Annotated in this window: 20 protein-coding genes and 2 pseudogenes; 14 read left to right on the forward strand and 8 right to left on the reverse strand. The window is 56.2% G+C overall.

The annotated features are described in order from the left end of the window. The 5 genes and pseudogenes from BLR09_RS25575 to hisI form a co-directional block, all read left to right on the forward strand. Positions 1 to 1113, forward strand: a 1113-nt coding sequence (locus BLR09_RS25575) for an InlB B-repeat-containing protein (protein ID WP_449441355.1), incomplete at its 5' end; no start/stop codon positions are given. 183 nt (positions 1114 to 1296) lie between these two features. After that, positions 1297 to 1884, forward strand: a complete 588-nt coding sequence (hisH, locus tag BLR09_RS19450; protein WP_093206106.1) for an imidazole glycerol phosphate synthase subunit HisH — start codon at positions 1297 to 1299, stop codon at positions 1882 to 1884. Position 1885: 1 nt separating this feature from the next. Beyond that, positions 1886 to 2605, forward strand: coding sequence for a 1-(5-phosphoribosyl)-5-[(5-phosphoribosylamino)methylideneamino]imidazole-4-carboxamide isomerase (gene hisA, locus BLR09_RS19455; RefSeq protein ID WP_093206108.1), 720 nt, complete (start codon positions 1886 to 1888; stop codon positions 2603 to 2605). Next, positions 2599 to 3366 carry an imidazole glycerol phosphate synthase subunit HisF gene (hisF, locus tag BLR09_RS19460; protein ID WP_093206110.1) on the forward strand — a complete coding sequence of 256 codons (768 nt, stop codon included), beginning with the start codon at positions 2599 to 2601 and terminating at the stop codon, positions 3364 to 3366. Before hisA ends, hisF begins: the two co-directional genes overlap by 7 nt. Positions 3367 to 3500: 134 nt before the next feature. Next, positions 3501 to 3806: pseudogene (gene hisI, locus BLR09_RS19465) on the forward strand (phosphoribosyl-AMP cyclohydrolase); the annotation flags it as partial. 11 nt (positions 3807 to 3817) lie between these two features. Here the strand turns inward: hisI and BLR09_RS19470 are convergent. From BLR09_RS19470 to BLR09_RS19490, 5 genes are all read right to left on the reverse strand, one after another. Then, entirely contained in the window at positions 3818 to 4927 is a 1110-nt protein-coding gene (locus BLR09_RS19470; RefSeq protein ID WP_093206949.1) for an efflux RND transporter periplasmic adaptor subunit, read from the reverse strand. Further along, positions 4924 to 8157 carry an efflux RND transporter permease subunit gene (locus tag BLR09_RS19475; RefSeq protein ID WP_093206952.1) on the reverse strand — a complete coding sequence of 1078 codons (3234 nt, stop codon included), beginning with the start codon at positions 8155 to 8157 and terminating at the stop codon, positions 4924 to 4926. The genes BLR09_RS19470 and BLR09_RS19475 overlap by 4 nt, the downstream gene beginning before the upstream one ends. 44 nt (positions 8158 to 8201) lie before the next feature. Next, the gene (locus BLR09_RS19480; protein ID WP_093206954.1) at positions 8202 to 9584 is read right to left on the reverse strand and encodes a TolC family protein; all 1383 of its coding nucleotides are present in this window, start codon (positions 9582 to 9584) and stop codon (positions 8202 to 8204) included. A gap of 64 nt (positions 9585 to 9648) precedes the next feature. Then, complete coding sequence (locus BLR09_RS19485) at positions 9649 to 11043, reverse strand: HAMP domain-containing sensor histidine kinase (protein ID WP_093206957.1); 1395 nt, start codon at positions 11041 to 11043, stop codon at positions 9649 to 9651. Next, positions 11043 to 11714, reverse strand: a complete 672-nt coding sequence (locus BLR09_RS19490) for a response regulator transcription factor (RefSeq protein WP_093206959.1) — start codon at positions 11712 to 11714, stop codon at positions 11043 to 11045. Before BLR09_RS19490 ends, BLR09_RS19485 begins: the two co-directional genes overlap by 1 nt. 140 nt (positions 11715 to 11854) lie before the next feature. Between BLR09_RS19490 and hisE the strand changes: the two are divergent. Together hisE and BLR09_RS19500 are read left to right on the forward strand one after the other, a co-directional pair. Next, positions 11855 to 12139, forward strand: a pseudogene (gene hisE / locus BLR09_RS19495) (phosphoribosyl-ATP diphosphatase); the annotation flags it as partial. 75 nt (positions 12140 to 12214) lie between these two features. Continuing rightward, entirely contained in the window at positions 12215 to 12553 is a 339-nt protein-coding gene (locus BLR09_RS19500; RefSeq protein ID WP_093206964.1) for a phage holin family protein, read from the forward strand. Positions 12554 to 12684: 131 nt separating this feature from the next. Here BLR09_RS19500 and pbpC read toward each other — a convergent pair whose 3' ends face one another. Continuing rightward, a complete protein-coding gene (gene pbpC, locus BLR09_RS19505) occupies positions 12685 to 15006 on the reverse strand; it encodes a penicillin-binding protein 1C (protein ID WP_093206967.1) in 2322 nt (773 codons plus the stop codon). A 4-nt stretch (positions 15007 to 15010) separates the two neighbouring features. Next, positions 15011 to 15466, reverse strand: coding sequence for an RDD family protein (locus tag BLR09_RS19510; RefSeq protein WP_093206970.1), 456 nt, complete (start codon positions 15464 to 15466; stop codon positions 15011 to 15013). Positions 15467 to 15727: 261 nt separating this feature from the next. On the opposite strand from BLR09_RS19510, the gene BLR09_RS19515 reads away from it, so the two are divergent. From BLR09_RS19515 to BLR09_RS19550, 7 genes are all read left to right on the forward strand, one after another. After that, on the forward strand, positions 15728 to 16885 hold the full coding sequence (locus tag BLR09_RS19515) for a homogentisate 1,2-dioxygenase (protein WP_093206972.1): 1158 nt from the start codon (positions 15728 to 15730) through the stop codon (positions 16883 to 16885). Positions 16886 to 16898: 13 nt separating this feature from the next. After that, positions 16899 to 17669, forward strand: a complete 771-nt coding sequence (locus BLR09_RS19520) for a phenylalanine 4-monooxygenase (RefSeq protein ID WP_245689956.1) — start codon at positions 16899 to 16901, stop codon at positions 17667 to 17669. Positions 17670 to 17681: 12 nt separating this feature from the next. Continuing rightward, the gene (gene hppD / locus BLR09_RS19525) at positions 17682 to 18809 is read left to right on the forward strand and encodes a 4-hydroxyphenylpyruvate dioxygenase (protein WP_093206975.1); all 1128 of its coding nucleotides are present in this window, start codon (positions 17682 to 17684) and stop codon (positions 18807 to 18809) included. A 100-nt stretch (positions 18810 to 18909) separates the two neighbouring features. Beyond that, positions 18910 to 19344, forward strand: a complete 435-nt coding sequence (locus BLR09_RS19530) for a MarR family winged helix-turn-helix transcriptional regulator (RefSeq protein ID WP_093206977.1) — start codon at positions 18910 to 18912, stop codon at positions 19342 to 19344. Between the two features lie 27 nt (positions 19345 to 19371). Further along, entirely contained in the window at positions 19372 to 20577 is a 1206-nt protein-coding gene (gene fahA, locus BLR09_RS19535; RefSeq protein ID WP_093206980.1) for a fumarylacetoacetase, read from the forward strand. Beyond that, positions 20564 to 21400: a flavin reductase family protein gene (locus BLR09_RS19540; RefSeq protein WP_093206982.1), complete on the forward strand. Its 837-nt coding sequence runs from the start codon at positions 20564 to 20566 to the stop codon at positions 21398 to 21400. The genes fahA and BLR09_RS19540 overlap by 14 nt, the downstream gene beginning before the upstream one ends. 254 nt (positions 21401 to 21654) lie before the next feature. Further along, positions 21655 to 22371, forward strand: coding sequence for a DUF3667 domain-containing protein (locus BLR09_RS19550; protein ID WP_093206987.1), 717 nt, complete (start codon positions 21655 to 21657; stop codon positions 22369 to 22371). A gap of 97 nt (positions 22372 to 22468) precedes the next feature. Here BLR09_RS19550 and BLR09_RS19555 read toward each other — a convergent pair whose 3' ends face one another. After that, the gene (locus tag BLR09_RS19555) at positions 22469 to 23977 is read right to left on the reverse strand and encodes a glycoside hydrolase family 10-like protein (RefSeq protein WP_245689957.1); all 1509 of its coding nucleotides are present in this window, start codon (positions 23975 to 23977) and stop codon (positions 22469 to 22471) included. Positions 23978 to 24153 lie beyond the last annotated feature (176 nt).

Consider the following 24153-nt stretch of genomic DNA (forward strand, 5'->3'; position numbering starts at 1 on the left):
TCCAACCGAAACCTGACCGTCAATGTCTCCGACGCGGCTCAGGGATATGTCAAAGTCAATACCATCGATGTACTGCCTGCTACTCCCGGTGTACCCGCCAATCCATACCCGTGGACCGGTATCTACTTTCAGGGCGTGCCGGTAACGGTGGTCGCCAAACCCAATCGCGGCTACAAATTTCAACACTGGAAAGACGGAGCAACGATATTGACGACAGATACGACGCTGACGCTGGCATCGCTTACTGCCGACCGCACCCTGCTGGCCGTTTTCGTCGTCGACTCGGCCTTCAACAGCAAGCCGCCGGCCTATAACCTGGTCCTGTGCGACTACCGTTTCCAGAGCTGGGATGCTGCCGCGCCGGCCGGTACCTATCCGCCCAATATGCAGTTTGTCTCGATGAATCAGGACGATCCGGGCCTTACTGCGGTTCCTGCCGATACGGTTAAAGGCGCCTACAACTACTCCTCCCGCACCCGCATCAACGGCCTGGGTAGTAACGGAATCGCCTTTATCAATACCGGCAACGACAATACCAATCCGGGGTATGTACCGAGCCGCCTGGGAGGTGCGCTGCTGGCCCTGCGGACGCTCGGGCTCAACCAGGCCTTTGTGCAGTGGACCGGCGGGACAGTCACGCCCAACAGCCGGCAGTACCGCATCCGCCTGCGCTACCGGATCGGAGATACCGGCCCGTTTCAGGACCTGACCGACGGCGGCGGTAATCCCGTCGAATACGTCCGGAATACTACTGCCGGCCATAGCCAGACCTTCGGCCCGGTGGCGCTGCCGGCGGCGTTGCTCAACCAGCCTTACGTACAATTACTGTGGCAGTATTATTACACGGGCATAGGCACGTCGGGGTCGAGGGATCAGCTTCGGATCGACGATATTGTTGTTTCCAGGGATAAATGCGAGAGCGTGGCATCGGGAAGCTGGCAGGTCAAAACGACCTGGAGCTGCGGGCGGGTACCGTCGGTTTGCGACGACGTCGTGATCAAAAACGGACACGTTATCACCATTGCGAATGCCGAAGCCCGAAACCTGCAACTGGAGGCCAATGCGCAGCTCAACTACTCCGGAGCCGGTACGCTCGTTTTAAAAGGTCCCTGACACCGCTTAATCCGGAAATTCGCTTATTTTTGCAACATGTTTACCCGCTCATTTCATCATCATGTGCATGAAGTTTCTGCCTTTCAGGCCGAAGGAGCGACGGTATTTCCCATCTGAAACAACCGAATAGCATATCCAAACGCCTGATTCCCAACGAATCGGGCGTTTTTTTTAACCTGTTGTATGAAAACGGTTATCATCAAGTACAATGCCGGCAATGTCCAGAGCGTGATGTACGCCCTGGAACGCATCGGCGCCGGGTATCTCTGGACGGATGACGAACAGGAAATCCGTACCGCCGACCGGGTGATCTTCCCCGGCGTCGGCGAGGCGTCTACCGCGATGGCGTACCTCCGGGACAAGGGTCTCGACCGGATCATTCCCACGCTGAAACAACCCGTGCTGGGTACGTGTGTGGGAATGCAGTTGCTGTGCCGCTCGTCCGAAGAAAATAACACCACCGCCATGGGTATATTCCCGGTGGACGTGAAGCGCTTTCCGGCCGGCGATCAGAAGGTACCGCACGTCGGCTGGAACAACCTGACAAACCTGCGTTCGGAGCTGACGGCCGGGATGTCGGACAATCCCTACGTGTATTTCGTTCACAGCTATGCTGCGCCGGTGTGTGCGTATACCGTGGCCACCTGCGAATACATGGTTCCCTTTTCTGCCATGCTGCAGAAGGACAATTTCTATGCTGCCCAGTTTCACGCAGAAATCAGCGGAAAAGAAGGACAGCAGATTCTCGAGAATTTTCTAAAACTGAGCTAGTATGTTCATCATTCCGGCCATTGACCTCATCGAAGGAAAGGCAGTCAGGCTGACACAGGGAGACTATTCGCAGAAAAAGGTATACAATGCCAACCCGCTCGAGGTAGCGAAGGAATTTGAAGGCGCGGGTCTGACCCGGCTGCACCTCGTTGACCTCGACGGCGCAAAGGCAAAGAAAGTCATCAACTGGACGGTACTGGAAAAAATCGCTTCTCAAACATCGCTTCACATTGATTTTGGTGGTGGTGTACAGTCGGATGACGACCTGCGCGTCGTCTTCGAAAGCGGTGCCCGGCAGGTGACCGGCGGCAGTATCGCCGTCAAAAATCCGGCCCTTTTCGAAAGCTGGCTGAAGCAGTACGGAGGAGAGAAAATGATCCTCGGCGCCGATGCCAAAAACGAAAAAATCGCCGTCGGCGGCTGGGAAGAAGGTACCGAACTGTGGGTGTATGATTTTGTGCGGGAATGGCAGGAAAAAGGCGCACGGTACGTGATTTCGACGGACGTCGCCAAAGACGGCCTGTTGCAGGGGCCGAGCTTTGATCTCTATGAAAAACTGAAAGCGCCGGGCCTGGATATCATCGCCTCCGGTGGCGTCAGTTCGATGGAAGACCTGGAAAAACTGGCCGAAATGAACGTATTCGGCGTCATCGTCGGAAAAGCCATCTACGAAGGCCGCGTGACCCTTTCCCAACTGCAAGAGCTCAACGCCGCATGCTGACCAAACGCATCATTCCCTGCCTGGACATCAAGGATGGCCGCACGGTGAAAGGCACGAATTTCGTCAACCTCCGCGACGCCGGAGACCCCGTCGCCCTCGGCGCACTGTATGCCGAGCAGGGCGCGGATGAGCTGGTGTTTCTGGATATTACGGCGACGGTCGACAACCGCAAGACCCTCGTTGACCTCGTCCGGAACGTCGCCCGGCATGTGAATATCCCCTTTACCGTCGGCGGAGGCATCAGTTCTGTGGCCGACGTATCGGCCCTGCTCAATGCCGGCGCCGACAAGATTTCCATCAACTCTTCGGCGGTGCGCCGGCCGGAGCTGATCAACGAACTGGCCCTGCAATTCGGCTCCCAGTGTATTGTCGTGGCCATCGATACCCGGGAAGTACCCGGAGAATCGGGTATCGAGCACGTAGTCCATACACATGGCGGCCGCAAGCCTACGGACCTGCGTACAATCCCCTGGGCAAAAGAAGCACAGGAGCGCGGCGCCGGCGAGATACTGCTGACATCGATGGATGCGGACGGTACCAAAGCCGGGTTTGCCCTGGCGCTCACGGCCGAAGTATCGGGCTCTTTGAGTATTCCCGTCATCGCCTCGGGCGGCGCCGGTACCATGGAGCACTTCACGGAGGTATTCACGACCGGCAAGGCCGACGCAGGCCTGGCCGCCAGTATCTTCCACTTCCGCGAAATCGGTATTCCTGAACTGAAAAGTTATTTGAAGGGGGAGGGGATTTCGGTGAGACCTTAAGCAGTAGGCTCTAGGCGTTAAGCTATAGGCAGTATGCCGCTGGCAATAGCCGGTTTCGGTCTCCTCAGCTTACGGCCTATAGCTTAACGCTTATAGCCTAATGCCCCTCCCCCTTCCAAACCCCTCATCACACCATGACACTAAACTTCGAAAAAGCCGGCGGGCTTATCCCCGCGATCATACAGGACGCAGATACCCGGATGGTACTCATGCTGGGTTTCATGAACGAAGAGGCATACCTCAAAACCGAGGCCGAGCGTGTCGTCACGTTTTTCAGCCGGACTAAAAACCGGCTCTGGACCAAGGGAGAAACGTCCGGGAATTTCCTGCACGTAAAGGAAATCCGGGTAGACTGCGACCAGGATACCCTCCTCATCAAAGCCGTACCGGCCGGGCCGGTATGCCATACCGGAGCCGATACGTGCTTTTTTGAAGAGAATCCGAGATAAAACTACTTTCCCGCAGGCTGTACGTTCAGTGCGGCGCCGTCGGGTATTTCTTCGCTGGCGGTCTTGAGAATGAGATCGCCGGCTTTCAACTCTCCGAATACCTGTACCTCACCGATTACGTCGTCGCCCTTCTGAACTGTGACGCGGCGGGCCTTTCCGTTTTCCATCCGGATGACGTAGCTGCGGTCCATGGTATTGACCAGGGCCGATTTGGGTACATATAGGCTGCCTTCCTGCGTTTGGCTGACAGGCAATCGGGCAGAGGCGTACATCCCCGGTTTCAGCACTTCTTTTTGATTGGCGATGTCGATTTCGATCAGCTCGGAACGGGTTTCAGGACGGACGGCATTCGAAATGCGGTTGATGTGGCCTGTAAACGTCCGATCCGGAAAACTCCGCACACTAAACTGTACCGGGCTGCCGGGGTGGATGTCCCCGAGGTAGGCTTCCGGTACGGCTACCCGTAAACGCAGCCGGTCCAATTGCTTGATTTTCAGGATGGGAATGGTATTCTGCCCGCCTGGTCCGACAAACGCTCCCGGCGACAGGCGACGGTCCGTAATCACGCCCGTAAACGGCGCTGTGATCTGCAGGTAGCTCACCAGTTGCTGCACCGACGCATAATGGGCCTGCGCCGCGACTACGCCAAGGCTGTCGGATATCGCCTTCGTACGCCCGCCGTCCAGATCAACAGGGGAGATAGCGCCCAGCGTCCGGCTGGCACGAAGTACGCGTTGGTAGGTCGCCTTACTGGTTTCATATACCGCTTCGGCGGCTTTGACCTTGGAGAAGGCTTCGGTGAGGTTGGCTGTCAGCTCCGGTGCTTCCAGTTCGGCCAGTACCTGCCCTTTGACGACTTTATCGCCTATATCCACGTGCAAGGCCTTCACATAGCTGCTTACCCGGGGAAGGAGGTCGGTTTCGTAGTAGCTTTCAAGTTCTCCGGGAAGGTTCAGTTCCCGGGTCGGACGGGAGGCGCCTACCTGAATGACTTCATAGCGGATGTCATCGTCAAGCGCCGGGTCTTCGTCATGTTCCTTTTCTTCGTGGTGCTCGCACGAGGTCAGCACCGCCAGGAACAACGTCAGCAGAAAAAGGGGGAAGCGGGTCATGCGTGTTCGGTTAAAAGTTCAGGAGCATCGTATACGGCGCTCGTCGGATCGTCAGGATCAAGAGAGGGAGATACAAAACCCGCCTTCCGCTGAATAAAAGCAAAGACGACAGGGAGTACCAGCAACGCGGCGAACGTCGAGAAGACCAGCCCGCCGATGACCGCGCGCCCCAGCGGAGCCGTTTGCTCGCCGGATTCGCCCAGGCCGCTGGCCATCGGAATCATCCCCGCCACCATCGCCAGGGCCGTCATCAGAATCGGCCGCAGACGGGACGCGCCCGCTACCCGCGCGCCTTCTTCCGCGCTGCGGTACTTGAGGCGAAGCATTTCCGCATTCGTCACCAGCAGCAGGGCATTCGCAACCGATACCCCAACCGACATAATGATACCCATGTAGGATTGCAGGTTCAGCGTCTGCTCCGTGATAAGCAGGAACGTCAGCGACCCTGCGAGTACCGCCGGAATACTGAAGAGTACGACGGCAGCTACTTTGAGCGACTGGTAATTCGCGGCCAGAAGTAGAAAAATCACCACAATCGAAAGCCCGAGCCCGAATTGCAGACTACTCAGCGTTTCCTGCAGGAGCTGTGCCATACCCCGGAGCTCGACGACAGAGCCTTTCGGCGGATCTCCCGCTTCGTCAATGGCTTTTTGTACGTCGCGCGTTGCAGTACCCAGGTCTTTTTTGTAGATGTTGGCGGATACTGTGATGATTCGCCGGGGGCCCATCCGGTCGTATTCCGCCGGTACGGTAGTCGGCGCGATGGTGGCGACGTCACCCAGCGTCGGTCGTAGCTGCCCCTTCACCAGCGGGATATTCTGGATATCCGCGACGGTTTTCATCTGCTGCTGCTCCAGCTCCACCTGTACCTGGTAAGCAAAGCCCTTGGAGCGATCCAGCCACAGGTTTTTCGCCGTAAACCGGCTGGAAGAAGTCGCCGCAACGAGCGACTTCGCGATTTCATCAATGCTCAGGTTCAATTGCGCTGCCCGCTGCCGGTCGATCTGAATCTGTATCGTCGGGTAGTGCAGCGGCTGATTGATGCGAACGTCCCGCAGGTAGGAAATCGACCGGAGCCTCGTCAGCAGGCGGTTGGCGTAGTGCTGCCCTTCTTCGAGGCTTTTTCCACCGATGAGTACTTCAATCGGCGCCTGTGCGCCCTGACTCATGATCTTGTCAGTCAGGTCAATAGGCTCAAATGACAGCCGTACGCCGGGTTGTTTTTGGGCGACGGTCTTCCGAATCTTGTCTTTCAGTTTATCGAGGGATTTTACTTCGTACGAATCCTTCAGCTTGACCTGCAGCACGGCTTCGTGCGGGCCGGAGTTGAAGACATACAGGGCAGACGTACCGTAGCTCGACGGCGTCATTCCCACAAAAGCAGAAGAGATCGCAACATTTTTCGGCCCGACGATACCGCCGATCAGCCGGACGACCTCCTTCGTGATTTCTTCTGTCCGTTCCAGCCGAAGCCCCTCCGGCGCAACAATCCGTACCTGAAACTGCCGCGCGTGGTGCTGCCGGGGCATCATATCCTGCCCGATTTTCGAAAACCCGATGGCGATCAGTGCAAAGCAAATCGCCAGGTAAACGCCCGTGACCAGCAGCCTGCGGCGCATCAGCCGGTCCAGCAGCCGCAGGTAGCCGAGCTTGAACCGCTCAAAGCCGGTGACTTTTTCGGGATGCTTCCGTTCAAATTGCTCCTGTTGCGGCTCTTCGACGACGTCGGGCAGTATTGTCAGCTCGTGCGGGCCATGCGGATGGCTTTTCATCCACCAGTTCGAGACAATGGGTACAAACGTCTGGGACAGCAGGTACGAGGCGATAATCGAAAACCCAACCGACAGCGACAGCGGCAGAAACATCCCCCGCGGGACGCCGTTCATCAGAAACGCCGGCGCAAAAACCGCCAGAATACACAGCGTAATCAAAAACAGCGGAAAGGATACTTCCTTGCAGGCATCCAGGATAGCGCGGGCCTTTGATTTGCCCATTTCCAGGTGCTGGTGGATGTTTTCGATGACGACCGTCGCCTGATCCACCAGAATACCAATGGCCAGCGCCAGGCCCGACAGCGTCATGATGTTGATCGTCTGCCCCGTCAGTTGCAGGAGCAGGATAGCTGTGAGGAGCGAGACCGGAATCGTCAGAATGACAATCAGCGAACTGCGCCAGTCTTTCAGAAACAGCAGTACCATCAGACCTGTCAGCAGCGCGCCCAGGCCGCCTTCTACCGCCAGGCTGTGTACGGCCTGGGTGACGTAAACCGACTGGTCAAACTCATAGGTCAATTGTACGTCATCGGGTAACAACGCCCGCATTTCCGGCAGTTTCTCTTTCAGTTTGTTGACGACGCTCATGGTCGACGCGTCGGCGGATTTCGTCACCGGAATGTAAACCGACCGCTTGCCGTTGACGAGCGCATACCCCACCGTGATATCGGCGGCGTCTTCCACCGTTGCGACGTCCCGGAGGAATACCGTCGGCCCGACGCCCTTCCGCAGCGGAATCTGAAGAAACTCGTCTACCTTGTCGATAACCGTATTGCTGGGTGTCATCAACGTGAAATCGCCGATCCGGACATTACCCGCCGGGGCAATCTGGTTGTTCCGGACAACGGTCGAGACGATATCGTCCGGCGTCAGTTCATAGCTGCGCATGCGCTCCGGGTCGACTTTCACCACCACCGTCCGTTCGTTTCCACCAAAAGGAGAAGGCGCGGAAGCTCCTGGAATCTGGGAAAACAACGGGCGGATGCGCGTCGCCGCGAGGTCCTGCATTTCACCGAGAGAGGCCCGGCGACTGCTGAAAACCAACTGCCCTACCGGCAGGCTGGAGGCGTCAAACCGGACCACAATGGGCGGTACCGACCCTGGCGGCAGGTAGCTCATGACCCGGCTGACCTGGCTGGCTACTTCACCCGCAGCCTGCGCCATGTCTACGTCTTCGTAAAACGTACACTTCACGAGACACAGGCCCTGAATATTCTTTACTTCGACGTTTTTGATACCCGATACATAGAGCATCTGGTTTTGGTACCGGGTAGAAACAAACCCTTCCATCTGCGCCGGAGACATCCCGCCATAGGGCTGGGCGATGTAAATCGTCGGGAGGTTGAGTTGCGGAAAAATATCGACCCGTATCTGCTGAAGTGCCAGCACCGAAAACACCAGCACGCCGACGAGGGCGATGAGGATGGTGACGGGCCTGGCCAATGCTGCTTTAATCATACCTGCGCCGGTAATGCCGGCCGTTTGGAAGTGAAGGAGTGAGATTACCGGACCTGCTTCAGGAATTCCTGCAGATCGCCCGCGGCAGCTGCCTTGAGAAGAAAGGCCCGCCAGAGGTTATTGACTGCGAGGGCCTGATCGACCTCCGCGCGGTTCAGCAACGTAGCCGTCTGCGTCAGGGTCAGGATGTTGTCAAGGCCGGATTCGTACCGCGCCCGGGACTGGTTATAGGCCTGCCGGGCGGCGTCGAGCTGCAACGGAGATTGCCGGACGGTAGCTTGTGCGAGTTCGAGCTGCAAGGCCGCATTCTGCCCGTTGGCTTCCAGCGTGAGTACCTGCTGGTTGTAAGCCTGGCGGGAGACATTGGCGCGTTCTTTCTGGGACGACAGGGCGTATCGGGTGCGGAAAAGTTCGGTCGGCCGCCATAGCGCCGTTACCCCGACGATGTAGTTATAGGCCCGGAAGGGTAGTCCGGAGCCGAGAGACGGGTTTATGTCGAATTTCCCGTCCGTTCCGGCTTGTTCCGAAATACCCGATCCCCGGCCTTCCAGCGATCCGATCAGTGAAACCGACGGCAGCGCAGACGCTTTCAGCGTCGCCCGGGATGCCTCCGCTAGTTCCAGCTGCTTGTGGTACGAGCGGAGCAGCGGGTGGATTGTCAGCGCCTGGTTCGGGGCCGGAGCCGCTTCGGGAAGCCGGTCGTAGAAATGCATGGAATCAATCCGGGCAGAAGGGTCAGGCTTTCCGATCAGTTCCGTCAGACGCAGGGTAAGCTGCTGGGCGTTTTTCTGGCTTTCCAGGAGCAATAACCTGGCCCGGGCTACTTCCGCATTGGAAACGGAGCTGTCGATTCCCGGACGAAGACCGCCGGCAGTACCGGCCCGGATGATGGTCTGAAGGGCTTCGGCCCGCTGGAGATTGGCCTGCTGAAGCTCGACAGACTTCCGGGCGTTGAGCGCCAGCAGAAAAGCGTCGCATACCCGGACCTGATGGGTAAATAATTCCACATCATAATCAACCTGGGATTGCTCAATGGCCAGCCTTGCCTGGTTTTTCCGGGCCTGACGGCGACCGAATGTCACAGCTTCCCAATCGATTACAACCGACCCGAAGCTCGTCCATGCCGCCTGACTGTTGAACCCGTCGGTACGAACCCCGGCGATAGGCAGGGCCAGCCCGCCGTTTGAAACGTACGCGCCCCGTACCTGATTGGAAGTGGCATTCAGTGCCTGAGCCTGTACGCCCGCCTGCGGCAGAAACGACATCCGCAGCGCCTGCGCATCAGATTCGGCGGCGCGGATAGCCGAAAGCTTACCCCGCAGCGAGGGATAATTGTTCCGGGCGTTTTCGAGGGCATCGTCCAGCGACAATCCCTGGGCAACAACCCCGGCCGGAATCAGAACAAGTAAAAACAAAAGGACTTTCATGGGTGCTTTATCCGTGGACCGGACAAAGCAACACAAGCCGGATTAGAGCGAAATTAGAGAGGAATTAGATCGCATTAGAAGGCGGCAGCAGCGGAAGGGAAAGAACAGCCTCGGTACCTCCGCCCACCCGCGCCCGGAGCGTAAAATGGCCTTTGTGCAACTGAACAATACGGTGCGTCAGCGTCAGGCCGATACCAAACCCGCTGATAGTACCGGCATTGGAACCCCGGACGAGCGGCAGGAGTACCTGCTCTTCCTCACCCGGTTTCAGGCCGATGCCCCGGTCTTTGACCACTACGGTGACCCTTTCAGGAGATTCCAGGTCGGCGGCCAGGTCTATCGCCTGCCCGCCGGAGTACTTGGCGGCGTTATCGAGCAGGTTGGCGAGGGCGATTTTGAGGAGAGACGCGTTTCCGTCTACCAGCAGCGCATTGCCATTCCGCGTTAGTTCATCCCCGAAAGAAACCGACAATACCTGCCCGGGGCGTTGTTCGCCAAAGGTATCGGCGGCGTCGAGGAGTACTTCGGTGAGGTCGAGCGGGTGGAGGCCGGCCGTAACGCCATCAATCTGCGCGAGCTGCAAAAGCCCGTTGGAAAGGCCGGTAAGCCGGTCTAGTTCCCGGATCGCCTGGGACATACCTTTCCGGAGACCGGCCGCGTCGGAATCATATGTCAGGGAGGTTTCGAGCCAGCCTTTGATCGTCGTCAGCGGCGTCCGGAGTTCGTGCGAAGCCTGGGAAATAAACGACCGCTGGTTTTCAATCAGCTTTTCCTGACGGACAAGCAGGTCGTTGAACGCCGCTGCTAATACGCCCACTTCATCCCCGGGGTTATCCGGGCGAAGCCGGAACGGCGCGGGACCTGCCGGTGATGTTTGCAGCTGGTCAATGAGGTGATGCAGGGGCTTGAGCGCCTGTTTCGAGAAGAAATACCCGAGCAGCCCGACAAACGTGAGCGCAACGGCATTGCCGATCAACAGCAGGTCGCGGAGGTTTTTCTGACGGATGTACCCTTCCTGGTCATAGGCCGTGACGACGACGAGGTATTCTTTTCCGTCGGGCGACGGCGCCGGACCGGGATAGGTCAGCGCCATGCCTTCCTTGGGATAGTCGTGCCGCGGCGATGGATAGGAAAAAGGCAGAAAGCGCTTCTTTCGGACGGTTTCCCGGAAGCGGGTATCCGGCGCGAAATCCGCTCCCGTTACGGTTTCGAGCAGCAGGCTGTCAGCCGGAGTATATAACAGAATTGCCTGCTCGGCCATGGAGGTAGTTACTTTACCGACTACTTCTCCTTTCGTCGTCAGCAGTTGCTCCGTCACCCGGGCCTTCCGTTCCAGCCAGCCTTCCATCGCACGCTGGCGGAGCGCCGCGTAGGTGAAGTAGACATACACCGAAAACACCAGCAGACTACCTGCCAGCAGGGAAGAAAACCAAAGGATGATTTTGTGTTTGATCTGCATTACGGCGCCCGTAAAACGTATCCCATTCCGATGACGGTATGCAGCAGTTTGGCTTCAAACTGCTTGTCAATCTTCTTTCGCAGGTAATTGATATAGACGTCAATAACGTTGGTATTCGTATCAAAATGCAGATTCCAGACCTTTTCGGCGATATCCACGCGGCTGACGATACGCCCCTGGTTGATCATCAGGTATTCCAGCAGGGAGTACTCCCGGGCGGTGAGGTCGAGGTGCTGCCCGGCGCGGGTGGCAGTACGGGCTTCGGTATCCAGCTCCAGATCGGCGACTTTCAGGATTTTTCCGATGAATGCGAGCGGCCGCCGGGCCAGCGCCCTGATCCGCAGGATAAGCTCCCGGAAAGCAAAGGGTTTGACGAGGTAGTCGTCGGCGCCGGCTTCAAAACCGCTTTCCTTGTCGTTGAGGCTATCCAATGCGGTAAGCATCAGAACCGGCTGCCGGGGCGTCTGCTGCTTGATATGCCGGCATAGTTCGAACCCGTTGATATGCGGAAGATTAATGTCGAGAATGATGACGTCATACGGATCCCGGTCGGCCAGGTGTTTACCCATCAGGCCGTCGTACGCCACTTCGATTTCATAGCCTTCGCTCTCGATACCCTTCCGGATAAAGGAGGCGAGGCTGAGTTCGTCTTCGACAAGCAGAATCTTCATAGTTCCCGCCAAAAGTAGGGTGTTTTGAAAACAAGCGGAATGAATGCCAAAAAGAGTTGCCGTTTTTTCAGGGGGTATCCTACCTTTGCAGGATATTTTCCGGAAAGACGGAAAATCAACGAAGGATCAGTATGCCCGTCGAATTTCTCAATCACCTGAAAGCGGTTATCCGCGAGCGGAAAAACGCTTCTCCCGAAAGTTCCTACACAGCCAAACTCTTTTCACGCGGTACGCATAAAATTGCCCAGAAAGTAGGGGAAGAGGCCGTTGAACTCGTGATTGAAGCCCTGTCTGACAACGACGAGCTCTTCAAGAACGAAGCAGCCGACCTGCTTTTCCACTACCTGCTTCTCCTCGAAAACCGCGGAATCGACCTCGACGAAATCATCGCCGTCCTCGAAGAACGCCACAGCGGGAAGAAATAACCGCCGATCAGGCCGTACCATTGGCTTTTGGTATGAATTTTTCCATCTTTCGGAGAAACATCAAATCTTCCTCCTATGGGTCTGATCGTACGCCTGCTCATCAACGCGGTAGTGATTTACCTCGTCGCCAATTTTCTGCCGGGTGTGACGGTGGCCGGTTTTGGTACTGCCATTATCGTTGCCATCGTACTGGCTTTGCTGAATACATTCGTCAAGCCGATTCTGGAGATTCTGAGCCTGCCGATTACCGTTCTCACGCTGGGCCTTTTTCTCCTGGTGATCAACGTATTGATCATCAAACTGGCCGCGTACCTCGTCGACGGGTTCGCCGTCAGAGACTGGCTCGTGGCGCTGATCTTCGGGTTTATTGTCTCGCTGGTCTCGAGTATCCTCGGCGCGGGAGCCCGGGATTAATCGTCTGATAAAAAGAAAGCGGGGTTGCCTTCTGGAGGCGGCCCCGCTTTCTTTTTGCCTTCTGTGTATGCTGTGCTTTCTGTGAGAGACTTATTTTTTCTCACAGAAAGCACAGCATACACAGAAAAAAGTCATTCATAAATGACCGTCACATAACTATCTGTGTGCCGGCCTTTGTCGTCCGCGCAGGATATTTTGACCTTTCCTGCGGGCGGCAGGCAGAAGACCGGCTCGCCCGGCGCGGCGGCCTGTAGCAGCTTGTCGTTGAGGTACCAGTACACTTTCGCCACGTCGTTACCGGCCTGGCAGCTCAGACTCAGCCGGTTTTGCTCCCGGCGGTTGAGGCGATAGGTCGATCCGTCGACCGGATAGCTGATCAGCAGCGAGCGCGTATTGCCAAAAACGCGGGTGCAGGCCGGATTATGCGGCGGAATCTTTTCGTACGAAATATGCCGGTTTTCGAACCAGCTGATCAGCTCGGGCGGATCGTTGGGCGCCCATTCTTCCCGCACCGACCCGTCGGCCGGCATGCAGTAGGTACAATAGGTAAACCGCTTTTTCAGGTCGAGCCATACCCGCTTGCGGTGCTGGCAGGGCAGCGTAGAGGAGATACCCGTAAGCTGGTAATCCTCAATACGATGTGTGCAAAATTCAGAAGGTACCTGCCCGCTTTCGGCGCATACCAGCCGCTTTGACAGGCCGTCGGGCTGCTGGTACCAGTTGGCCGGCGCGTTGTAGTCGATGGTATTGAATACATCAAAGAGCAGCGGTGTGGCGATATTGGCGCCGTTGAGCTCCGGAACGCCTTCTCCCGAAAAATTACCGACCCATACGCCGACCGTATACCTGCCGTTGTAACCAATGCTCCAGGCGTCTTTTTTTCCGTAGGATGTACCCGTTTTCCATGCGATACGCGGCAGGTGATAGGTATAGGCATAATTGTTCGGAAGGTCCGGACGGGTAACCTGCGTCAGTATCTGGGTGATGAGGTAGGTCGCTTCGGGAGAGACCAGTTCGGCGACGGCATTACTCCGTTTGTCGCGCAGAAACTGAGGTTTTTCAAAGCGCCCTTCGTTCCCGAATGCAGCAAAAAGTGTCGTCAGTTCTTCCAGGGTAACGCCGCATCCTCCAAGGATCAATGACAGCCCGAGTCGTCCCGATTGCTTCTTTACTGTCTGAAATTCCGCCTTTTTTAGTTTTTCGACGAGGGCATTCGTCCCCATTTTGCTCAGTACCTGTACGGCGGGTACGTTAAGGGAGTTGGCAAGGGCAAACTCTACCGTCACTTTTCCGTGAAAAAGCTTGTCAAAATTCTCAGGTTCGAAGCCGGAAAAGTTGGTGGGCACATCGTAAAGGACTGACTTGGGCGTCAGCATTCCCTTTTCAAAAGCAGTAGCGAAAAGCAAAGGTTTCAGGGTACTGCCGGGAGAGCGGATGGCGCGGATACCGTCGACCTGCCCGCCGTCTGTCGAGTCGCTGAAATCAGCGGAGCCTACGTAGGCTTCGACGGTCATGGTCTGGTTGTTCAACACAAAAACCGCTGCGTTCCGGATGTTCTGAAAGCGGAGCCGGCCGGAGTAATTCCGCGTCAGTTGCTCGATGGCTGTCTGCCGGCTTCGTTGCAGGGTGGTTTTGAGAATGGGTACGCCGGGGTGCTCGCCACGCAGGCGAATCGCCAGGTGAGGAGCGGCTTTGGGTGCTTCGCGGCGACGGGCGGTGAGCGGTTCGTTGAGGGCGTCGTCAATCGTTTGACGGTCAAAAAGCCCGTCAAAACGCCGCAACCACCGGTTTCGCTCGGCGATGAGACGTTTGTTGACGCCGTCGGGGCGGAGGCTCGTCGGCCGGTTGGGAATAATCGTCAGCGCCGTTACTTCCGCCAGGCTTAGTAATTCCGGAGGTTTACCGAGGTACAGCAGCGAGGCCGATTTGATGCCTTCGATGTTGGAGCCGTACGGTACCAGGTTGACGTACAATTGCAGGATTTCGTCCTTGCTGTAATGCGCTTCGAGCTGAAAGGCACGGAAAAGTTCGATGAATTTGCTCGCGTACGTGCGTGGTCGCGGCTCCAGCAGCCGTACCACCTGCATGGTAATGGTCGAGGCGCCGGACGTACGCCGACCGCTGGCCGTATTGTTAAAAAGTGCCCGTATTACCGCCGCCGGATTCACGCCGGGATGGTAATAAAACCACTTGTCTTCCTTGAAAATCAGGGTTTTGCGGAGGGTAGGGTTGATTTCATCGAGCTCGGTATAGAGCCGCCATTTGTCGTCCGCATTCAGAAAAGCATGCAGAACACTGCCGTCGGCGGCTTCCACCAGCGTCGAGTACCGCGGCGCCACCCGAAAGGGAAAAAGAAGATCAGTCAGAAAAAGCAGCAGCCCCAATCCGAGGAGCCCGGCGAGCCAACGGGTGTACCGTCCGGCGTGCCATCCGGCGAGCCACTTCTTTTTCATGGTTTCAGACGTTATCGACAACGTACGTCCGCGCGGCGAGGTCGTGTACGCATTGGTGCAGGGGATTGAACAACCCGACCAGGTAAATCATGTAGAGATAGCCGCTGAGTTCTTTGACGAGGTTCCGGAGAAGGGAATCGCGCAGGGTCAGGTTTTCGCCGGTGACTTTTACCACGCGCAGCTTCATCACCCGTTTGCCAAGTGTCGCCTGCCGGGAGGAAGATTCCTGAAGAAACCGGTACAGAAAGCTTGCCGGCAGGGCTACCATCAGAAACCGGCTGTAGGTTTGGGCAAAGGCATCCGGGTTCGCATTCATGGCCTCCAGGTTGAGCTCCAGAATGGGAATACCCGCCAGGGAAGCAATCATAAAGGAAATCAGTCCGATCACTACGTTGTCAATCAAATTGGCGAGAAAGCGGTTACCCACGCTCGCCAATACCAGCTCGTCGTTCTTCTGCATGGAAAAGGGTCTTAAACCGCAAAACTAACCAGCATCGGGCGTATTCCCCTCACCGTTGACATGAAGCAAGCGGCTGCCTGCCGGTGGTATGCGTCTTTCGTAAAAATAATCTAATCTTTTATAGGTATTGTTTTATCTTTTTGTTCTATTTGTAAGCGAATAGTTAGTATGACAATTATTCACTTGCACTTCATCAATGATCGTTTCCGGCCCGGGGAGAACCGCTTTCTCCCCGGCCTGGAAACATAAACAGGGAAAGCGATGCCGCTCTATCATCGTTTGGGCCAGGTGCCGCGGACGCGGCATACCCAGTTTCGGCAGCCGGACGGCCGGCTCTACTACGAGGAGCTTTTCGGTACCATCGGTTTCGACGGGATGTCTTCCCTGCTGTACCATTGCCACCGCCCGACGCAGGTAAAGGAAATCGGAAAAACCACCGACCTGACACCCCGCATTGCCGTAGAAAAGAGCATTACCTCCCGCAAACTGTTAGGATTTCAGGTGTCGCCAGCGGCTGATTTCCTTGAAAGCCGTGTACCGCTGCTGGTCAACCGGGATGTGCATATCGGCGTGGCGGCTCCGCAGGCATCCCTCCGGGAATACTTTTACAAAAATGCCGATGCGGATGAACTCCTGTTTATCCACCGGGGCAGCGGCCGCCTCCGCACCATGTTCGGAACCCTGCCGTTTGAATACGGTGATTATGTGGTTATTCCGCGGGGGACGATTTATCAAATCGAATTCGATTCCCCCGAAAACAGGCTGTTTTACCTCGAATCCTTCCATCCGCTCTATACACCCAAACGGTACCGGAACTACTTCGGGCAGTTGCTGGAGCATGCGCCGTACTGTGAGCGAGACTATAAACTCCCGCGCGACCTTGAAACGCACGACGAAACAGGCGATTTTCTGCTCAAAATCCGGAAACAGAATACCCTGCACGAAGTAGTATATGCCACACACCCGTTCGATGTAGTCGGGTGGGACGGATACCATTTTCCCTGGGGACTGTCGATTCAGGATTTTCAGCCGATTACCGGGCGTGTGCACCAGCCGCCGCCGGTTCACCAGACGTTCCAGACCGATGCCTTTGTGGTTTGTTCGTTCGTGCCGCGGTTGTTTGACTACCACCCGCAGTCGATCCCGGCACCGTATAACCACTCCAACATCGATTCGGACGAGGTGATTTACTATGTCGACGGAGATTTTATGAGCCGGAATGACATCGCGCCGGGCCATATCACCCTGCACCCGGGAGGTATACCCCACGGCCCTGCGCCGGGCGCTACCGAGCGGAGTATCGGCAAAACCGGTACCGAAGAATGGGCCGTCATGGTCGATACCTTCCGGCCGCTGATGGTGACGGAGGCAGCCCTGGGCATCGACGATGGCACCTATTTCCGTTCCTGGCTCGACTAAACCGGATCATCCCATGAGCAGCCCCTATGCCTTTGTGCCCTACTCCCTGAAGCAGGAGTATGCACGCTATACTTCCGACGACCAGGATGTATGGAAGATACTTTTTGAGCGCCAGCTGGCACTGCTGCCGGGCCGGGCTTCGGAAGCATATTTCGAAGGGCTCCGGCTGACGGGTTTGACGGCAGAGGCCATTCCCCGGTACGAAGAAGTCAGCGATCGGTTACGGGAACTGACCGGCTGGGCGATCCACGTCGTCCCGGGGCTGATCGCCAACCGGCCGTTTTTTGAGCTCATGCGCGACAAACAGTTCTGCGCCTCTACCTGGCTCCGCAGCCGTGAGCAGCTCGATTACCTCGAAGAGCCGGATATGTTTCACGACATCTTCGGGCATGTACCGATGCTCTCCAAAAAGGCCGTTTGCCATTTTCTGGAAGAACTGGCCCGGATCGCCCTGCGATTTGTGGATATCCCGGAGGCTATTGAATACATCGCACGACTATACTGGTATACCATTGAATTCGGGCTTGTCCGGGAAAAGGGGGAGCTGCGCATTTACGGCGCGGGTATCCTGTCGTCCACCGGCGAAAGCCAGTATTGCCTCGGCGGCTCAGTCGCCACCTTTCCCTATGATATCCGGATGATCTTCCAGACGCCCTATATCAAGGAACACTATCAGGATCAATACTTTGTGATTGACTCCTACGACCAGCTTTTCCATTCCATCCCGGCGATTGAAACCGAACTGGAGCACCTCCTCGGGGCTGCGGTGGTACTCGCCCACTAAACATCCGAACCTATGAATCCGTCCGTCCTTTCTGCACCGGCTGCGCCGCCGGTCGACTTTCTGCCCATCAACGGTACCGACTACATCGAGCTGTATGTCTCCAACGCACGGCAGGCGGCTCATTACTTTCAGTCGGCTATGGGATTTCAGCCCCTGGCATACGCGGGCCTGGAAACCGGTATCCGGGACCGCGAGAGCTATGTCGTCCAGCAGGGAAAAATCCGCCTGGTACTGACCGCGCCGCTGTCGGGCGGTACGGAGATCGGCAGGCACATCGACCACCACGGCGACGGCGTCAAGACCGTTGCACTGTGGGTCGAGGACGCCTTTTCTGCTTTTGAAGAAACCACGCACCGGGGCGCTGTCCCGGTATTCGAGCCGGTTACGGAGTCGGATAGTCAGGGTTCTGTCACCCGCTCCGCCATCCGGACCTACGGAGATACCATTCACGTGTTTGTAGACCGGAGCCGGTACAACGGCGTTTTTCTACCGGGTTACAAAGCCTGGAATCCGGAATACCGGCCTGATCCGGCGGGCCTGAAGTACGTCGATCACATGGTTGGAAACGTCGGCTGGGGAGAGATGAATACCTGGGTACGTTTTTACGCCGAAGTAATGGGATTCAGTCAGCTGGTCGGATTCGACGACAAGGATATTTCCACCGAATACACCGCCCTGATGAGCAAGGTAATGTCGAACGGAAACGGGCGCATCAAGTTCCCGATCAACGAGCCGGCGGAAGGGCGGAAGAAATCGCAGGTAGAGGAGTACCTCGATTTTTACGGAGGCGCGGGGGTGCAGCACATCGCTGTGGCGACGGAGGATATCCTGTGCACCGTCACCGCCCTGCGCGCCCGGGGGATTGAGTTTCTGAAAGTGCCGGCCAGCTATTACGAAGACCTGAAAGAGCGGGTAGGGCCAATCGACGAAAACCTGGAAGAGCTTGAGCGATTGGGCATTCTGGTTGACCGGGACGACGAAGGCTACCTCCTTCAGATTTTCACGAAGCCGGTTGTCTCCCGTCCGACGCTGTTTTTCGAGGTCATTCAGCGAAAAGGCGCCCGTTCTTTCGGAAAGGGTAATTTCAAAGCACTTTTCGAAGCAATCGAACGTGAACAGGCGCTTCGGGGTACTTTATAAACCCGCAGAATGGCCGAATTCCCGAATTGCGGATTACTTTTGATTAATCAACATCCGGCGCCGCTCCGACACCCGGCGCCGGGTAATCCCCGATTCCGAGATGACAGCTTCCGATCAGAGAGCGTATTTTTTCAAGATCGACACAACCATCAAGAAAGTACGGTATGTGTTTCAGAAACGGTTGGACGAAGCCGGAATGGACCTGACAGTAGACCAGTGGGTGTTGCTCGATCACGTCTTTCACTACCCGGCCATCAGCCAGAACGTCCTGGCGGAGATGACGGCGAAAGACAACCCGACGGTCACCCGTATTCTCGATCTGCTGGTGAAAAAAGGACTCGTCGAACGCAGGATGTCCGAGGAAGACCGCCGGAAGTTTAACATCTACCTGACGGAGGCCGGCGAGCAGAAATTTCACGCCGCCTTTCCGGTTGTCGCCGAAGTCCGCCGCATGGGCTGGGCCAACCTTTCGGACAACGACTTCGACGACCTCGTCCGTATTCTCGATACTATTTACCTGAATATCACGGGATAATGCCCCGGCAGCCCGTGATCCTGCCCTATGCAAACCTGGCTGCTTACCGATCCGGATTCGGACTTTTCCATCCATAACCTTCCCTACGGGATCTTCTCCACAAAAGGTACCAAACCCCGGGCAGGTATTGCGCTCGGAGACCTCGTTCTGGACTTGCCCGCCCTGTCGCGACTGGGCCTTTTTCCGGGAATAGACGTGCAGGTTTTCCGGCAGCCGGTACTGAATCCATTCATTGAGCAAGGGATTCATACCCGCGTGCGGGAGGCCGTACAATCCATTTTCAGGGTTGAAAACCGGCTCGGATGGGAGCCGTTGCTGCCGACGTTTTCCCACAGACGGGCGGATGTAATGCTGCACCTGCCGCTGCACATCGGCGATTACACCGATTTCTACGCTTCTGAATACCATGCGACGCGGGTAGGCAAGCGCTTTCGCCCCGATAATCCACTCATGCCCAATTGGAAAAGCCTGCCGGTAGCCTATCACGGCCGGGCAGGTTCGGTGGTTGTGTCCGGAACCGACTTTCCCCGTCCGAAAGGTCAGATCCTGCAAAATGGGAAACCGGCTTATCTTCCTACCGAATCGCTTGATTATGAGCTGGAAGTCGCCGCCGTCATCGGCCGGAATACCCAACCGGGTACAACAGTGCCCGCAGAAGAGGCCGAAGCCTGCATTTTCGGGTTTGTATTGTTGAACGACTGGTCAGCCCGGGATATTCAGCGCTGGGAATACCAGCCGCTGGGACCCTTTCTGGGAAAGAACTTCTGCACCTCGATTTCGCCCTGGATCGTTCCGCTGGATGCGCTCGACCCCTTCCGTGTAGCCGAGCCGGAGAAAGAGATACTCCCCTATCTGAAAACACCCGGTAACCGGCAGTTCGACATCCGGCTGGAAGTACGGCTAAACGATACCGTCACGGCGCGGACCAACCTCGCCGACCTGTACTGGAACTTTTCCCAGATGGTCGTCCATCATACCAGCAATGGCTGTAATTTGTCGGTCGGAGACCTGCTGGCCTCCGGAACGGTATCCGGTCCCGACGACGAAGGCTGTCTCCTGGAACGAACGGAACCGGTCCTGCTCAGCGACGGGTCTTCCCGAACTTATCTCCTCGACGGCGACCGGGTAACGCTTTCCGGTTTCGGCCGGAAAGGGGATATCCGCGTCGGTTTCGGGGAAGTAACCGGCCGGATATTGCCGGCCCATGATATACCTCTGCATGATAACCCTTGATCCTTCCGAGAAAGCCCTTTTTCTGTCGAATATCAAATCGGCTGTGGCGCCGAGACCTATTGCGTTTGCCAGCACGGTAAATGCCGCCGGAGTGGTGAACCTGAGCCCGTTCAGCTATTTCAACCTGTTCGGGACCGAGCCGCCTGTCGTGGTATTTTCGCCGAACCGCCGCGCGCGCGACGGCTCCCAGAAACACACCTATCTCAATTTGCTGGAAGTACCGGAGATGGTCATCAATCTCGTCGACTATGCGATGGTGCAGCAGGCGTCTCTCGCGAGTTGCGAGTACCCCGCAGGCACCAATGAGTTTATCAAGGCGGGGCTGACGGAGATACCGTCTGACCTGGTCCGGCCGCCGCGGGTAGCGGAAGCGCCGGTACAGCTGGAGTGTAAAGTGCTGAAAATCGAATCCATCGGTGATGCGAATCTGGTCATTGCCGAAGTCATCCGCATGCACATTGCCGACGAATTGCTCGACGAGCGGGGAGTAATCGACCAGCGGAAAACCGACTGGGTAGCCCGCCTGGGGGCGGACTGGTATTCGCGTGCGTCGGCCGGGTTGTTTGAAGTACCGAAGCCCGCCCGCAACCTTGGGATCGGATTTGATCAGCTGCCGGAAAACGTCCGAAACAGCACCATCCTCACCGGAAACGAGCTGGGTATGCTGGCCAATGCCGAACGGCTGCCGGAACCGGAGGAAGTACAGGCATATCAGCTTGAAAATCACATTCCTTCTTCCCGTGAGGAAAGGCATCACCTGGCCCGGCGGCGGCTGGCAGAGAATAAGGTACGGGAGGCGTGGCTGGTATTGTTACAGCTGTAAGTGATAGGCTTTAGGTGGTAATCCGTTGGGGAAATACATCAGTTTTACACGGAAGCCTTCGGTAGTGCGGGCTTTGATTTTATCTGTTTGTTGACATATCTTAGCCGGGTATGCGGGTACCGTACCGGGTAGGCTGACAGATAGAATAGCTTCAGTTGACAGCCTCCTCAAACGGGTATTTTTCCCCTGAATACCAAACCTCAAACCCTTGACGAGCCCTGTCCCCGCCACACCCATTGACTCACCAACAAACGATGAATTGTAAAAACTGTAACACAGAAGTAACCCTGAATTTTTGTCCGAACTGCGGCCAACCTGCGAAAGTAAAAAGGATCAACGGACACTATATCCTGCATGAAATTGAACACGTACTGCATTTCGAAAAGGGTATTCTGTTTACCGTCCGCGAATTGCTGACGAAGCCGGGAGACAGCGTACGGCACTTCATTACCGAAAACAGAAGCCGGCTCGTCAAACCGATTATCTTCATTATTGTCACGTCGCTGATTTACACGCTCATTACCCATTTCTTTCACATCGACGACGGCTACGTCAAATACGACGGGGCGAAAAAATCGTCAACCGACCTGATTTTCAAATGGGTACAGGATCATTATGGCTACGCGAATATCATCATGGGCGTATTCATCGCCTTTTGGACGAAGGTATTTTTCAGGAAGTACGACGATAATTTCTATGAAATACTGATACTGCTCTGCTTTGTCATGGGGATGGGGATGCTGTTTTACGCCGTCTTCGCCATTGTGCAAGGATTGACACACCTGAATGTGGTGCAGGCAGGTGGTATTGTAGCGATTGCCTATTGTGTCTGGGCAATCGGTCAGTTTTTTGACAAGAAGAAAATGGCCAGCTATTTCAAAGCATTTGCTTCGTATATGCTGGGCATGATTTCATCCATGCTTTTTGCTGTTTTGCTCGGTACGCTGGCGGATCTGGTAATCGGGCATTAAAAGAAAAAGAAGGGAAAGAAAAAGGCTCCGGGAAGTACATTCCCGGAGCCTTTTTTATGTGCTATTCTTCCGCTTTGTCAGGAAAAATCTGCGGGTATTACTGATTCTCCACATCCGACATGACGCCCAGGCTTTCGTTGCTGAGGCGATCCATTGACGTCACGACATACCGGTAATTTCCCTTCGCCGGCGGTGTATCACGGAAAGACGTACCCGGCGCATTGAGTATACCGACAATATGCCGGACATTTCCCAGGTTGATCGCCTCCTGCTCCTGAAACCGGTACACGATGTAGCGGTAGGGGCGGTCGCCGTCCACAGCCGGCGGCGGCGTTTCCCATTTGAGCACAATCCCGTTTCCGTCTTTTTCGATGGAAAATTCCTGGGGCGGGAGCGGCGCGGTCGCGTCTTTCCACGGCATCGTCGGAACGAAGGCCGGAAGCTGGTACAAACCGTTCCGGAGGGTATCCTGAACGCCTTTGAAATTGTTGGTCAATGACCGGGAGCTGAAGAAGATACTTCCCTGTATTTCAGGATGTTTCCGGTTCCAGCGAATCTGGTCGGCGATCTCGGAGGCGGTTTCCCAGCCGTTTTCCCGGCCGTTGAGGCGGTAGGCGCCCTGGCCGATGTACAGATGCCTGCCGTAGCAATTCTTCCGCCACCATTCGATGAGCGGTTCATAGGGGACGAGCCGGTGCGTCCGGTGGAAATACACCTGGGGCGCGATGTAGTCAATCCAGCTTTCCCGGATCCATTTCCGGGTATCGGCATAGAGCTCCTCGTAGGCGCTGAGGCCGCGGGTTTCGGAACCATCCGGGACCAGCGGACTGCGGTTTCGCCAAACTGCCGAAGGGCTGATGCCGAATTTGATACGGGGATTGATGGCTTTGAGCGAATCAGAAATCTGGTGAATCAGCTGATCGATATTGGCCCGCCGCCAGTCGTTGATGCTGCGGTACCCTGCGCCGTACTTGTAAAACGCGACCTGGTCGTCAAGTACCTGGCCGGGAACGCGGTAAGGATAGAAATAATCGTCGAAATGAATACCGTCCAGGTCGTAATTCCGGGCGAGGTTCGTAACGATTTTCGTGATGTAGTTTCGGACTTCCGGTACGCCGACGTTGAAAATCTTGGTACCATCGTACGTAATCATCCAATCAGGATGCAACCGGCTGACGTGATCAGGCGTCACATTGGTATGGCCTCGGAAGACCGCCCGGTTCAGGTTCAACCAGGCGTGAAACTCGATGCCGCGGCGGTGCGCTTCTTCGAGCATAAAGGTCAGCGGATCATAGAAGGGCTCCGGCGCTTTTCCCTGCCGGCCGGTGAGCCATTCCGACCAGGGTTCCATCTGCCCTTTGGCGTAATATGAATCCGCGGCATCCCGCACCTGAACAAAAACTGCGTTGAGACCTGTCTGCTGATGCGTATCCAGTATCTGCCGGAAATGCTGCTGCTGGGAGGCAGGGTTGTAATCGCCCGGCCTGGGCCAGTCAATATTATCGACGGTTGCGATCCAGACGGCCCGCAGTTCCCGTTTGGGAGACTGCGCGAAGGTCTTCACGCTCCACATCGTCAGCAAGGCACAGCACAGGTATCGGATCATGTTCAGTTGAAGTGGGAATGAAACCGCAAGATAGGATGATTCGTCCGGCAACGGAAGAAAACCGATTCAGGTCAGCTTTCCGGCGTCTTTCGGGAAAACGTTTCCGAAGGTGAGTTTGATACTTTTCGTTGGAACAACCGCCTGACAGGCAATGTATTGCAAGAAAAAGGGGCTGT

This window comes from Siphonobacter aquaeclarae (assembly GCF_900103285.1).
Classification (GTDB): Bacteria; Bacteroidota; Bacteroidia; order Cytophagales; family Spirosomataceae; genus Siphonobacter; species Siphonobacter aquaeclarae.

Bases quoted from the DNA above. Each gene is read 5' to 3' on its own strand.
- BLR09_RS19520 (WP_245689956.1), top strand. From the start codon at position 16,899: ATGAGCAGCCCCTATGCCTTTGTGCCCTACTCCCTGAAGCAGGAGTAT.
- BLR09_RS19530 (WP_093206977.1), top strand. From the start codon at position 18,910: ATGACAGCTTCCGATCAGAGAGCGTATTTTTTCAAGATCGACACAACC.
- BLR09_RS19510 (WP_093206970.1), bottom strand. From the start codon at position 15,466: ATGCAGAAGAACGACGAGCTGGTATTGGCGAGCGTGGGTAACCGCTTT.
- fahA (WP_093206980.1), top strand. From the start codon at position 19,372: ATGCAAACCTGGCTGCTTACCGATCCGGATTCGGACTTTTCCATCCAT.
- BLR09_RS19490 (WP_093206959.1), bottom strand. From the start codon at position 11,714: ATGAAGATTCTGCTTGTCGAAGACGAACTCAGCCTCGCCTCCTTTATC.
- BLR09_RS19540 (WP_093206982.1), top strand. From the start codon at position 20,564: ATGATAACCCTTGATCCTTCCGAGAAAGCCCTTTTTCTGTCGAATATC.
- BLR09_RS19485 (WP_093206957.1), bottom strand. From the start codon at position 11,043: ATGCAGATCAAACACAAAATCATCCTTTGGTTTTCTTCCCTGCTGGCA.
- BLR09_RS19480 (WP_093206954.1), bottom strand. From the start codon at position 9,584: ATGAAAGTCCTTTTGTTTTTACTTGTTCTGATTCCGGCCGGGGTTGTT.
- BLR09_RS19475 (WP_093206952.1), bottom strand. From the start codon at position 8,157: ATGATTAAAGCAGCATTGGCCAGGCCCGTCACCATCCTCATCGCCCTC.
- BLR09_RS19470 (WP_093206949.1), bottom strand. From the start codon at position 4,927: ATGACCCGCTTCCCCCTTTTTCTGCTGACGTTGTTCCTGGCGGTGCTG.
- BLR09_RS19555 (WP_245689957.1), bottom strand. From the start codon at position 23,977: ATGATCCGATACCTGTGCTGTGCCTTGCTGACGATGTGGAGCGTGAAG.
- hppD (WP_093206975.1), top strand. From the start codon at position 17,682: ATGAATCCGTCCGTCCTTTCTGCACCGGCTGCGCCGCCGGTCGACTTT.
- BLR09_RS19515 (WP_093206972.1), top strand. From the start codon at position 15,728: ATGCCGCTCTATCATCGTTTGGGCCAGGTGCCGCGGACGCGGCATACC.
- BLR09_RS19500 (WP_093206964.1), top strand. From the start codon at position 12,215: ATGGGTCTGATCGTACGCCTGCTCATCAACGCGGTAGTGATTTACCTC.
- BLR09_RS19550 (WP_093206987.1), top strand. From the start codon at position 21,655: ATGAATTGTAAAAACTGTAACACAGAAGTAACCCTGAATTTTTGTCCG.
- hisF (WP_093206110.1), top strand. From the start codon at position 2,599: ATGCTGACCAAACGCATCATTCCCTGCCTGGACATCAAGGATGGCCGC.
- pbpC (WP_093206967.1), bottom strand. From the start codon at position 15,006: ATGAAAAAGAAGTGGCTCGCCGGATGGCACGCCGGACGGTACACCCGT.
- hisA (WP_093206108.1), top strand. From the start codon at position 1,886: ATGTTCATCATTCCGGCCATTGACCTCATCGAAGGAAAGGCAGTCAGG.
- hisH (WP_093206106.1), top strand. From the start codon at position 1,297: ATGAAAACGGTTATCATCAAGTACAATGCCGGCAATGTCCAGAGCGTG.